This is a genomic window from Paenibacillus sp. NPDC057934 (assembly GCF_042887565.1).
Lineage (GTDB): Bacteria > Bacillota > Bacilli > Paenibacillales > Paenibacillaceae > Paenibacillus_AQ.
This window is the reverse complement of the sequence record NZ_JBHVPB010000003.1, coordinates 176143-188602: the sequence shown is the minus strand read 5'-3', so window position 1 is coordinate 188602 and position 12460 is coordinate 176143. Positions and strand designations below refer to the sequence as shown.

Below are 12460 nucleotides of genomic sequence, written 5' to 3'. Positions count from 1 at the left end.
GCCAAAAAGGCGAAAGAGCAAGGGATTCCCTTCTCTTTCGCCTTTTTATGTTCCAAATGCCAGATTACAGACTGCAGGAGCCGTCTACACAACCGTCATCGCCAGTTGTTTGACCTTGACCTTTGGGTTGACCCACAACCTGTAGCGCCGGAGCTTCCTGCTCTTCTGCCCAAACAGTGTCCAGCACTTCCGTGAATACCGGTCCAGGCTGTGCGCCTGATACAGCATACTTATTGTTGAAGACAAAGAACGGCACACCGGTAATATTCAAGCGGGCACCCTCTTCAATATCGGCATGAACTTCGGCGCTGTAGTCATCAGATGCCAGCATCGCTGCAGCATCCGCCTCATCCAGCCCTACTTCTCCGGCCAGCTTGGCAAGCACATCCCGATCACCCAGATTCAGAGAATCCGTGAAATAGGCGCGCAGCAAACGTTCTGTCATCTCGGCAGCTTTTCCGTGCTTGGCTGCATAGTGGCTCAAACGATGACCGTCGAACGTGTTTGTATGCACCATAGTATCAAAACGGAAATCCAATCCCACACCTTGGGCCTGTTCCGTCAGCTGTGCATTCATAGCTTTAGCTTTCTCCAATGTCATGTTGTATTTCTTAGCCAGCATCTCGTGGATGGTCACATCGCCGTCGGCTTTAGCATGGGGGTCCAGCTGAAAGCTGCGGTAGACCACCTCAACGTTATCGCGCCCTGCAAACTGGCTCAGTGCGTGCTCAAGTCTTCTTTTACCTATATAACAGAACGGACATGCATAGTCAGACCAAATATCTATTCTCATCGTTATTACCTCCCAAATGATCATTCATCTACCAAGTCACTTACTATTATATAGTTGAAGACTTGAAAATACAAACTTAGGTTTTTTCTGAAAAAAGTAAACGAAAGTGGTATATACGCTCTTCTTCGGCGGGGAGTAGAATGAGAATAACGAAACTATCGGAAAATTCGGAGAAGTAGCGGGGAGCGTTACATACCTGAAAGGAGACAACGGCATGCCTGACTTATCTATCGTGATTCCAACACGCAACCGGGTCAGCGACCTCACGCGATGTATCGAATCCATTGCCGGACAAGTTCAGCTGGAGGACATCTCTATAGAGCTGCTTATTATGGATGACGGAGATATACCAAAGGAAGTCCTGGAGCATTTCACCCAAGCACTTGCCAGAATGCCGCAAACGGAGCTGCGGTATTATCGTAAAACCAAGCCAGGCGTCTGGCTCTCGCGCTATGAAGCCGTGAGTCTCGCCGACGGCGACATCCTCTTAACCTTCGATGACGATGCCGAGTTGGATGATCCCCTGTATATCCGCCGTATGCTGGATACCTATGCAGCCGATCCCGGCATAGCAGGTGTTGGTGGTGTGGCCAAGGGCCTCTCCAGCAGCCCATCGGGCAAGCTGCTCGGCCGGCTGACCTGCCAGATGTCAGGCTCACCAGGCAAGCTGTCAGCGAGTACTCTTGCTGGCTCTCTGCTTCTATGGGGAGAAACGAAGGAGACGTTTGAGACCGATTTTTTTCACGGCTGCAATATGTCCTTTCGACGATCCTCCCTAAGGGATATGAAGCCCTACCCTTGGATGACCAGTTATGCGGTAGCTGATGATATCTATATGTGTCATTTGGCCAGCCGCTACGGCAAGCTACTCATCAACCCTCAGCTAAAAATTACACATCACGAATCCCCCAGCTCCCGCGACAAAGCCGGACGTGTCGCCAGAGCAACTGCAGTCAATCATTATTATCTGCTGAATCTGCGCCAGGCTCCGCTAACTGGTTACGCGGCCCTGCTCTGGACACTTACCTATTTAACAGGGAAATCAACGCTAAAACGCAACACAAGTGCTGTTGCCGGGTATGTCCAGGGCATCCTCTTCGTATTGAATCCCCGCAAGAACAAGTACAAGGAGTATATGATGGACTGAATTCAAAGTTCATATGAATTTTCACTATCACGATATGTATTACACCATTACGAATACCACTCTCTCTTGCTAACACACCTTTCTTTTCAGGGAGGGTGTTTTTGCTTTGGAGTGAGACAAAGTTACTATTCGTGGGCCTTTCCCTGGAGTATGCTTATTGTCGCCCGACGGGAGAAATAGGTTCCCGGGGCTTCTTATCTGCGGTATGATAGTCATGATGTGGTTTAAGAAACTAACTTTATGGATGGTGGAACATGTTTAAAAACAAAAAATTGACGCTGATCCTCGCACTCATCATTGTTGTTGCCTTAGCAGGCGGGATCTGGCTGTTCGCCGGGGGCAAAACCAAAGAATCCGCGACCTCTCCGGAAGGACAAGGTTCCAAGATTGTAGAAGAGAACGGAACGAAATCCTTGTCGCAGACATTTTACATTTATGATACGGTCGTGAAGATCAAGATTTACGGGGATATGATCGCTCAGAAGAATATGGACGATATCCAGCAGATGATGGAACGTATGGATTTGGAATTCAGCCGCACTAAGGAAGGCGGCGAGATCTATGCCGTGAATAACGCAGCGGGCAAAGAAGCTGTTGTCGTTTCTGACGAAACGCTGGATATTATCAAGGAATCCCTTAAATATGCCAAGGAAATGGACGGATTGTTCGATCCTACCATCGGACCATTGGTTGACCTTTGGAATATTGGCAGTGGCGGTAACAAGGTACCAGACAAAGCCGCTATCGAAAAAGCTGCAAGCCTGACCAACTATAAAGACGTTGTTATTGACGAGAATGCGAAATCTATCAAGCTGACCAAAGAAGGTATGGTGCTCGACCTAGGGGCAATCGGCAAAGGGTACGCCGCAGACCGTATCGCTGATTACTTGAAAGAACAAGGCATAGAGAGTGCCATGATCAACCTCGGCGGCAGCAGCATTATTGCTCTGGGCGCCAAACCAGGCGGTGCGAAGTGGAACATCGGCCTGCAAGATCCTGACCAGAGCCGTGGAACACAGCTCGGTACGATCAAGATCGAGAACGAGGTCATCGATGCTTCTGGTGTGTACGAACGCTTTTTCATCCAAGATGGTGTTCGTTATCATCATATTCTCGACCCGCGCACGGGCTTCCCATCCCAGAACGGGCTTAAGAGCATCACAATCATGAGCCCCAACGCAATGGATGCAGATGCGTTATCAACCGGTATCTTCCTGATGGGGCTGGACGAAGGCATGAAGTTCATCGAGGCGCTGCCGGAGAAGATCGAAGCGTTCTTCATTACCGATGACAACAAAATCTATGCCACGTCAGGCATCAAAGGAAGACTGAACCTGACAGACACTACCTATACTCTTGCTAATTAATTGAGGGGAAGCGTGCTGGGGTGAGGACAGGCGTCGAATGAGAGCACCGAATGTCGAGCGGTGAATGCGAAGCGCCGAATGTGGAACGTCGATGCCGAGCGGCGAATGCGGAACATAGTGTGAACAGGAACAGGGGCTTGGCAATTAAGCGCAAATTTGTATCTTATATTTATTAATTCCTTCGTCTTTTGAGAATTAAGTGCAATTGTGTACCTTAATTTTTAAGAAAGGACCCGTTCGGGGACAATCGATGGATTTTAACATGCATTTTTGCCGTTAATTGCACATATCTGTTCTATTTATCCAAACTAAGGTACAGATTTGCCCTTAATTTGTTCTACTCAGGTATGTATTCGGTAGCATCATTCAGAATTGAAGTTCCGTGCAATTAAAAGCATGTGAAAAGGACCTCTGACTTCCACGTAACGTGGAAGTCAGAGGTCCTTTTGCTTATAATCCGCTTATAATTTGTGCATAAATGGAGGCATTCCTATTTCCTTCGAACATCACTTTGAAGCTGACCTGCGAGCGCTAAACCAACCCTACAGGATCGGCAACCCGGCAAATTCTTCATAATTGCTGAACGTATGTGTCGGCTTATGAGCTGTACGCGGCTCTCTTCCGTGTGGATTGTACCAGCATACCTTCCACCCAGCTCCCAGCGCACCGACAACATCGTTATCCCAAGCATCCCCAATATACAGTGACTGCTCTGCTGTCGTCCCGGTTTTGCGGTTCACATAGGCGAAAAGCTCCGGGTCCGGCTTAGCGATCCCGACGGCATCGGAGATAAAAATCCGGTCCGCAGGCAGGATGCGATCCACACCAAGGCCTACAAGCTTTTTCATCTGGTGGTCTGCCGGACCATTCGTAATCACACCTACCGTATGTCCACCGGCAATAAAACGCTCCAACTGCTGCCGTACCCCTTGAATCATTTCGATACTGTACTGACGCCCGATGTAGGCTGCCTGCACTTCTGCTGCTTGTGTGCGATCAATCGTCAGCCCAAAATCTGCAAAGGCCCGCTCCATCCGCATGACCCGCGTCTCTTCCAGCGGAATTTCCCCATTCAAATACTTAGGCCACAGCAAATCGCTATGATGTCTTACCTTGAAGAATAAATCAGCGAAGTCCAGATTTTCCCCCGAAGACTTCAAGACTTCCTTCACCGCTTCCCGAAAGGGAATCAGATGGTCATAGAGCGTATCATCCAGGTCAAAAAATACCGCCAGTTTCTTGCTGTTCTCCACATTAAGTCTCCTTGCTCTATTTACTTTTGGAAAAAAAGATCATACGTATAGAAGTCCTCGTCCCTGATGTAACCGTTCGATTCATACAAATGCTGCGCTGCAGTATTGTCTGTCGCGGTCGTTAACGTCAAGCCTTTGCTTCCGGTTCTCATTGCATATTCACGCGCCGACTCCAGCAGTCTGGACCCTATACCGACACCCCGAAATTTTTCATTCACATACAGGTCATTTAAGATCCAAAGCCGCTGTAGTGACACCGACGAGAAGGACGGATACAACTGTGTGTAGCCAGCCCCTCGCCGCTGACCACCCGCTTCTTCCACTGCCAGCAAAATAACAGACTCTTCAAGCCGCAGCCGTTCCTCCAGAAATGCCCGCGCCCCGTTCAGATCCGATTCCTGTTGGTAAAATACCCGATATTCGTCAAATAACGGAGACAGCAGCTCCAAGTCTTCCAAACCAGCCTGCTTAATCACGATCTTCTGTACATCATCCTTCTGCATATCCTATCCCTGCTTTCCGGCTGTAGCCTTTTACCGTAATTGTAACGTTAGGTTGCCGGGCTGCCCATGGATGGATTGCTGCATAATTTGGATCTTTACCTCATCGCTGTTACTACTCTTATCCCTATTCCTTGGAGTCATAGAAGATATGACGGGCGTCTACCTTGCCATCTTCAATATCCAGTAGACCGAAGGAGTACTGCTTCTCCCGCCGCTTGTCCGTTGGTGAGCCAGGATTGAATAACAGTATGCCGTTCTCCCTGCGCAGCAGCGGCTCATGCGAATGGCCAAACAGGATGCAGTCCACTTCTTCCTCTGCAAAAGCGAGCAGTGCGTTGCCATCGGTTCCTTTGCGGGAGTACGGGGTATGTCCATGGATCATGCCGATGCGGACTCCCTCCAGTGTGATGATCTTGCGTTCACCGAAACGCGCTATAATTTCCGGACCATCATTGTTCCCGGCAATCCCTTCTACCGGAGCCAACTCCGCCAGCCAATCGTAAATCTCCAGCGCAACCCAATCCCCGAGGTGCAGGATCAGATCCACGTTGCTGAACTCTGCGGTAAGGGCCTGCGGCAGCGCTTTGGCCATTCTGGTCATGTGTGTATCGGATACGACGCCTACTTTCATGTCCTCAGCTCCATTCTATTCAGGAATCCAACTAATTCTGATTATTGTATAATCTGCACTCCGCAGACGCAAGTTTATGGGAGTTATTCCACAGACTTGACATCCAATGATCCCTATGAAAAAGTACCACACCCGCCCCTCACCCGGCTCCCTCTTTCATCACACACAAAAAGGACACTCTTCCGAGTGTCCTTCCCTGGGTATGCAGCCGTTTATTTGAACTTGTGCCAGTCTTGTTTACTGTTCTCCAGCAGATGACCAAAATCATTCTCCAGCCGCTTCTGCTCCGCTTTCCGCTGGTCTTCCACCGCTTGACGGGCCGCTTCCTGACGCTGCTTTTCTTCAGCCTTCAGTTCATCTGCCTGCGCTTTCAGCTTGCTCAGCACATCGCTGCTAAGCAGGTCTTTCAATGTTGCCGGACTGTCCGCTGCGGCAGCTCGGGGAGGCGTTTGAGTTCTGTTCTTTTTTGCCACGATGAATCATCCTTTCAGCCTACGTTTAATTCAAATTTGTTTTAGTCACAGGACTTTTCGTTTATAATGTACTGTAAGAGGTGAGCCTTATGAAAGCCACAGATTTATGTCCCCGGTTACAAAAAAGCATGGATATTATGGGCAAGCGCTGGACCGGCCTGATCATCTATCAGCTCCTTCATGGACCACAGCGTTTCAGCACCATCGAAGCATCGCTCCCCGTCAGCGGAAGACTGCTCTCGGAGCGGCTCAAGGATTTGGAACAGGAAGGTATTGTTCTGCGGGAAGTTTTTCCAGAGACCCCTGTAAGAATTCAATATTCTTTAACGGAAAAGGGCCGGGCGCTTGAATCGGTCATTCGCGACCTGCAGCAATGGTCCGAGGACTGGATAGAGCCTGGAGAATGCCAATCCTGATTCCTACCTAACTATAGAGAGCTTCACTGGACCCTACGAAATCACGTTTCGTAGGATGGAGACCGAAATAATACTGTGACGCAGGGAAACCGGAGAATGCCGGTTTCCCTTTTGGCATTTGACCCAAAGCCGGATAGGGTGCTTCCAAGATTACAGCTTGCGGCCGATAATCACCAGATCACGCGCAATCCCATCCATTTCGGCTACCCCGGGCAGTAGTCCCCACTCCGTAAAGCCGAACTTCCGCAAGAGACCCAGGCTAGGCTCATTATGGCCAAACACGAAGCCTACGAGATTCTTTAGCCCAAGGGCCGGGGCCGTCTCCAGCGCCTGCGTCAGCAGAATGCTGCCTGCGCCACTCCCGCGATACTTCTCGCTTACATACACGCTGATCTCGGCAGTCCCATTGTAAGCCGGACGTCCATAGAACGACTGGAAGCTGAACCAGGCCGCGATCTCGCCGTTATTCCTTAGTACCCACAGCGGGCGATGATGGCTGTTATGATCGTGGAACCACCGTTCCCGCTCCTCTACGCGTACAGGCTCCAGATCGGCAGTCACCATCCGTCCAGCAACCGTTGAGTTATAGATCTTTACAATTTCCACTAAGTCATTGAGTTCGGCATCTTCAATCGTGTAGTTCTGCCAATCCATATCTTCATTCCTCCACTATAATACACTGTCCGCCAAGAATGACACTTGGTTCATACGATTACTGAAATCAGTCAGGACAAGCCGACCAGCTCTTCACTCCACTGCCATAGCCGCTTAGCTTCCGCGGAATCTGTCGCTCTCGGGGACAGCTCCTTAATCTTGCGGCGGTAATAATACTCTCCCGTAACCTGGCGCAATTCCGGGGCCGTAGCCAGATAAAGGGCTGTGTCCGCACCTTGCTCCGGGGTCAGGAAGAAATAAGACATCAGCTTCATCACTGAGCTTCCAAAACCGGTATCCCGGTTTATCCCAATGCTCGTACCCACTGCGCCGGGATGTACCGAGTTGACGGTAATCTGCGTTCCCTGCAAGCGTGATGCCAGTTCCCGGGTGAAAAGGATATTCGCAAGCTTGGAGCGGGCATAAGCCTTCGCCAGATTGAAGCCCCTGGACAATGTTGGGTCCTCATAGTGCATAGATCCGATTTTATAGGCGCCGGAAGCAACCACGACGATCCGTCCCTGCTCTGCCGCTTGAAGTCGCTCCAGCAGCAAGTTGGTCAGCAGAAAATGTCCCAGATGATTGACGCCGAGATCCATCTCAAACCCATCAGCGGTCAACTGGCGTTTGGTGCTGACTACCCCGGCATTGTTGATCAGGACATCCAAAACGGAATAACGAGCAGCGAATTCCTGTGCGAAGCTGCGAATGCTGTCCAGCGAGGACAAATCCAGCAGCATCAATTCAATCTCTTCCGATCCACTCTGCTGTCTGGCGGCCACTAAAGCCTCTTCCCCACGCTTATGACTGCGGCAAGCCATGATGACCCTGGCACCTTTGCGGGCAAGCTCAACTGTTGTAGCTAATCCCATACCGGCATTGGCACCGGTGATGATTACAACCTTACCTTTCATACGGGTTCACTCCTCTTAGGCTGGATGCGGCAGAAGCGGCCGGTCCCCTGTTCTGGTTTTTTGCGGGCGATTGTCTTAATATAATGGTACATCATTTTGCGGGTGGGAGAAAGCATACCTTCGCAAAACCGAGAGGGGAACCATTGAATATGAGCAATGTATTGAAAAACCTGGAGCAAGGGCTGACCAGCGAAGGTCTGGACGCTCTGCTCGTCACCGATCCCAAACATGTCTACTATCTAACCGGATTCGCAAGCAATCCGCATGAACGTTTTCTCGGACTACTTCTGGTCCGTGGAGAAGATCCTGTTCTGATCGTCCCGGCTCTTGATGCTGAAGCAGCCCAGGCTGCCTCTTCCGTGAAGAATATCGCCACGCACAGCGATACCGATAATCCGTATGATCTGTTGCGCCAGCGTCTGCAAGATCAGAAACTCGGAGCGTTTGGCATGGAGAAGGAGCATTTCACCGTCTCCCGATTCGAGCAGCTTGCTTCAGCTGTTCCAGCAGAACACTTCAGTGATATCGGCCATCTGCTGCGGGGCATGCGCGCGAAGAAGTCGCCGGACGAAGTCGCTGCCATGAAACATGCCGCAGAGCTGGTGGAAGAAGTGCTGCGCCGTGGCTTGAAGCATGTCAAGGCCGGTGTAAGCGAAATCGAATTGGTAGCAGAGCTGGAGTATTTGATGAAGAAGCTTGGCGCTTCCGGTCCAGCCTTCGACACCCTGGTCCTCTCAGGACCGAACACTGCCCTTCCACATGGCGAACCGGGTAGCCGGATCATCGAGCCCGGAGACTTCCTGATGTTCGACCTCGGACTGTATGCTGCGGGATACGCCTCTGATATTACGCGTACCTTTGCCGTCGAAGAGGTGGACAGCAAGCTAACCGACATCTACAATGCCGTGCTTGCAGCCAATGAAGCGGGGATAGCCGCCGCTATTGCGGGCGCGACCTTCGGTTCGGTAGACCGCGCTGCCCGTGAAGTCATTGAAGCTGCCGGGTATGGAGAATACTTCGTGCATCGTGTCGGCCATGGCCTCGGCATAGATGTCCATGAATATCCTTCACTGCACGGTCTCAATGAGGACATCATTGAAGTGGGTAATGTCTTTACGGTGGAACCAGGTATTTATGTGCCAGGCGTGGGCGGTGTGCGTATTGAAGACGATGTCTTCATCAGTGAAAACGGTGCGCAGACACTGACCAGCTTCCCTAAAGCTCTGACAGTACTTCATCTATAAAGAGTGCTTTCTAGCGCGCTTGTCCAGGAAAAATCGGGCACAATAAATTGAAAACAGCACGTCTCCAAATGCGGGGACGTGCTGTTTTTTTAATGCAGTAACTTGCTCTATAAGGTCTCCTGGCTCTTCTAGGCGGTAGTCGCCTTCGTATCAGAAGTCTCCGGGAGTGGCATATTCGGTTTATCCTCCGCAAAGGTAAACGTGCGGGCGATATACAGTACCGGTGTCCCTGCTGCAGTAAGCAAGAATTTGATAATATAGGTGGTCAATAGAATCTCTGTCCATACCTTCAAATCGTAGATACCGGCAAAGGCGATCGTACAGAAGATCAGCGTATCCACAAAAGAGCTCACCATCGTGCTGCCGTTGGTGCGAATCCACAGCTGGCGCGAGCTGCCATAATACTTTCGAATCCACGAATACAGCCGCACATCCAGGAACTGACTGACGAAGTAGGCTACCAAACTGCCGAGTGCAAGCCGCGGCATCATGCCGAAGATCGTCTCCAGTGAAGACTGGGCGATATCACTTTCCTGCGGCGTGAACGCCAGCGCCATCTGCATGATCACTGTCGTCGTAATTAGAGTGAAAAAGCCAAACCATACTGCTGTCCGCGCCTCGACCCGCCCATACTTCTCATTGAGCAGATCACTGGCCATGTACAGTGTCACATACATGGTATTACCAAGGGTCATGACAATGCCCGGAGGCATGGAAATGGTTTTAGAGACCTGAATATTGGCAATGACGGTGGCGACGCCCACCCAGGCATACATCCCTTTTTTACCGAATAATCGGTAACACAACAGAAAAAATACAAAATTGACGAGGACAAAGAGAATCCCCCACCATAAATTAAACATCTTCTTATAACTCCTCCTAGTTTTGTTTACGCGGGATGGTTACGAACCGCGGTTCCGGATTCCGGAACAAAACATAAATACTCTACCATAACAGAACCAAAGACACCAGAAGATTTTGATTTTTTGAGCAAGTCCTCTTTTTTCCATCCACTTCAATCAAAGTTAGAAGTTTCGACACTTTTTTTATCTTTTTCAGAAAATAATACACCAAAAATCAAATTTTTCACTATTCAACCGCAGGTTAATTATATAAAATAGTTATCAACTATATGTGTTTATCCCACCAGAGCGATAGTATTAACCTGATATACGACCCTACTCACGGAGTTATCGTAGCTATCCATACATAAAAGGCATCAGGCATGGGATAGAAAGGCATATCAGAGAAAAGGAGAGAACCCTATGTTTCGTTTCAAGCACTCGATTAGCCGTAAATTCACGCGCTTGTTGTTCGTCGTCCTGTTGCTCGCGTCTCTTTTGTTAAGTGTAAGCTTTTATTTCATATCGACTAATACGTTCGAGAGCTATGTACTGCCGCAGATCAACAAGTTGCTGACGGGAGCTGTTCAGGATGTATACAAGAACATCAATTCTACCCACGCCCAGCGGGCGCTAGGCAAGAATGAGCAGTCAATTACCAATATCGAATACTACTTCAAGGACAAACGCAACCAACATGATGTAGAGACGATCTTTCTGGCGAGTCTGAACGACGGTCAAGCTACCGTACTTACCGCTGATCATGGCTCCAAAATGAAGGCAGGAGATACCCTGCAAGTGACCCCAGCTATGGAAATGGCCTTCAAGGACCAAAAAACGACGCTCAGTGATATTTATAGTGACGATTACGGTGTACATAAAACAGCCTACATTGCTATTAAAGGTAGTCCGATGATTGTCGGCGTAAGCTCTGATGTAGCCTTTATCACAGCAAGAATGAGCGGTATCCTCTGGACTAGTGCAGGAATTACCTTGCTGGTCCTCATCCTCGGCATCACTGGTGCCCTACTTATGAGCCGGCGGATCACACGTCCTATAACACAGCTCGCAGCGTACAGTAATAGGCTTGCACAAGGTGATTTCACCCAGGAGTTGACTATCAAAGGTACCGATGAAGTAGGCCAACTCTCCGAAAGTTTCCGAACCATGACTGAACGCCTTAAAGAAATGATCGGCCAGGTTCTGGAGACCTCCGGTACGGTTGTCGAAGACTCCAATGACCTCCAAGAGCGCGTGAAGGTCCTGAACGGCATGGCTGAGCAGTCCGCGCAGTCCGTCATCGAGATTGACAGAGGCAGTACATCTATTGCCCACAGCGCGAAGGACAACTCGCGGGCCATGGAAGAGATTAATTACAGTATCCAGCATATCGCCTCCGCAGCAGGAGAAGTTACCGAACAAATCAGTGAAGCCTCCACCGAGGCGCTCGGAGGCAATGAAATTGCCCAGATAGCCGTTGAACAAATGCGTCAGGTCGAACGGGCTTCCGAGCAGTCACTGGGGCAATTCCAGATCATGAATGAACGCTCCCTTCAAATCGGTGCAGTGGTGCAGGGTATCACAGAGATCACGAAGCAGATTCAAATGCTCTCGCTCAATGCGTCGATTGAAGCAGCACGGGCCGGAGAGCATGGACGCGGCTTTGCCGTGGTAGCCGGAGAGGTACGCAAACTCTCGGAGCAATCCCGGACAGCTACCGACCAGATTCGTGAATTCCTGCTTGGTCTGCAGGGGGATATGAATCGCTCTGTCGCAGAGATGAATCACGTTAACTCGGAAGTAGCCTCCGGCGTCGGTAAGGTTGCAGAAGCGGGAAATGCGTTCAATCATCTGTTGATCCTCATTCAAAGCATCGACCACAGCATTCAATCTGTGTCGGCAGCTACCCAGCAAATCTCGGCTGGAAGTGAGGAGGTTAGCGCCTCCGTAGAGGAAACTGCACAGATTACTGCAAAATCACAGGCTAACGCCAATACGCTCTCTCAGAATTCCGAGCGACAAAGCGCCGAGCTGGAAGGTCATTCCCGTACAGTGCAGCATTTGCACGAGCAAGCCACGAAACTGCAACAGGCTGTGCAGCAATTTAAGATCTGACCTATGTATTCTTAAGATGTGACAAGCCCCCGTCTGATAATGGACGGGGGCTTGCTTGCATGTGTCTTTCGACCGGAATGCGCAATAATTCGTAGAAAGCCCGCGGCA

The 12460-nt window shown here is 50.0% G+C and carries 13 protein-coding genes and 1 riboswitch; of the genes, 5 read left to right on the top strand and 8 right to left on the bottom strand.

Going from position 1 to position 12460, the window contains the following annotated elements; translation table 11 throughout:
• Window positions 1-64: 64 nt before the first annotated feature.
• A complete protein-coding gene (locus tag ACFVRY_RS08325) occupies window positions 65-793 on the bottom strand; it encodes a DsbA family oxidoreductase (protein WP_387499119.1) in 729 nt (242 codons plus the stop codon).
• A gap of 214 nt (window positions 794-1007) precedes the next feature.
• Between ACFVRY_RS08325 and ACFVRY_RS08320 the strand changes: the two genes are divergently transcribed.
• On the top strand, window positions 1008-1940 hold the full coding sequence (locus tag ACFVRY_RS08320; protein ID WP_387499117.1) for a glycosyltransferase family 2 protein: 933 nt from the start codon (window positions 1008-1010) through the stop codon (window positions 1938-1940).
• A gap of 254 nt (window positions 1941-2194) precedes the next feature.
• On the top strand, window positions 2195-3307 hold the full coding sequence (locus ACFVRY_RS08315; RefSeq protein ID WP_387499115.1) for an FAD:protein FMN transferase: 1113 nt from the start codon (window positions 2195-2197) through the stop codon (window positions 3305-3307).
• A gap of 542 nt (window positions 3308-3849) precedes the next feature.
• On the opposite strand, the gene ACFVRY_RS08310 is transcribed toward ACFVRY_RS08315, so the two are convergent.
• The 4 genes from ACFVRY_RS08310 to ACFVRY_RS08295 all read right to left on the bottom strand — a co-directional run bounded on the left by ACFVRY_RS08310 (window position 3850) and on the right by ACFVRY_RS08295 (window position 6167).
• Window positions 3850-4560: an HAD family hydrolase gene (locus ACFVRY_RS08310; RefSeq protein ID WP_387499113.1), complete on the bottom strand. Its 711-nt coding sequence runs from the start codon at window positions 4558-4560 to the stop codon at window positions 3850-3852.
• Window positions 4561-4580: 20 nt separating this feature from the next.
• Window positions 4581-5063 (bottom strand): GNAT family N-acetyltransferase, encoded by a 483-nt coding sequence (locus tag ACFVRY_RS08305; protein ID WP_387499111.1) that lies wholly within the window; start codon window positions 5061-5063, stop codon window positions 4581-4583.
• A gap of 124 nt (window positions 5064-5187) precedes the next feature.
• The gene (locus tag ACFVRY_RS08300; RefSeq protein ID WP_387499109.1) at window positions 5188-5694 is read right to left on the bottom strand and encodes a metallophosphoesterase family protein; all 507 of its coding nucleotides are present in this window, start codon (window positions 5692-5694) and stop codon (window positions 5188-5190) included.
• A gap of 212 nt (window positions 5695-5906) precedes the next feature.
• Complete coding sequence (locus ACFVRY_RS08295; protein WP_387499107.1) at window positions 5907-6167, bottom strand: YqkE family protein; 261 nt, start codon at window positions 6165-6167, stop codon at window positions 5907-5909.
• 89 nt (window positions 6168-6256) lie between these two features.
• On the opposite strand from ACFVRY_RS08295, the gene ACFVRY_RS08290 reads away from it, so the two are divergent.
• Entirely contained in the window at window positions 6257-6583 is a 327-nt protein-coding gene (locus tag ACFVRY_RS08290; protein WP_066373172.1) for a winged helix-turn-helix transcriptional regulator, read from the top strand.
• Between the two features lie 150 nt (window positions 6584-6733).
• On the opposite strand, the gene ACFVRY_RS08285 is transcribed toward ACFVRY_RS08290, so the two are convergent.
• Complete coding sequence (locus ACFVRY_RS08285) at window positions 6734-7237, bottom strand: GNAT family N-acetyltransferase (protein ID WP_387499105.1); 504 nt, start codon at window positions 7235-7237, stop codon at window positions 6734-6736.
• Between the two features lie 71 nt (window positions 7238-7308).
• Complete coding sequence (locus ACFVRY_RS08280; protein ID WP_387499103.1) at window positions 7309-8151, bottom strand: SDR family oxidoreductase; 843 nt, start codon at window positions 8149-8151, stop codon at window positions 7309-7311.
• 149 nt (window positions 8152-8300) lie between these two features.
• On the opposite strand from ACFVRY_RS08280, the gene ACFVRY_RS08275 reads away from it, so the two are divergent.
• Complete coding sequence (locus ACFVRY_RS08275; protein ID WP_387499101.1) at window positions 8301-9395, top strand: M24 family metallopeptidase; 1095 nt, start codon at window positions 8301-8303, stop codon at window positions 9393-9395.
• A 128-nt stretch (window positions 9396-9523) separates the two neighbouring features.
• Here ACFVRY_RS08275 and ACFVRY_RS08270 read toward each other — a convergent pair whose 3' ends face one another.
• Entirely contained in the window at window positions 9524-10258 is a 735-nt protein-coding gene (locus tag ACFVRY_RS08270) for a queuosine precursor transporter (protein ID WP_387499099.1), read from the bottom strand.
• A gap of 10 nt (window positions 10259-10268) precedes the next feature.
• A riboswitch (PreQ1 riboswitch) is annotated at window positions 10269-10314 on the bottom strand.
• Window positions 10315-10660: 346 nt separating this feature from the next.
• On the opposite strand from ACFVRY_RS08270, the gene ACFVRY_RS08265 reads away from it, so the two are divergent.
• On the top strand, window positions 10661-12352 hold the full coding sequence (locus ACFVRY_RS08265) for a methyl-accepting chemotaxis protein (RefSeq protein ID WP_387499097.1): 1692 nt from the start codon (window positions 10661-10663) through the stop codon (window positions 12350-12352).
• Window positions 12353-12460 lie beyond the last annotated feature (108 nt).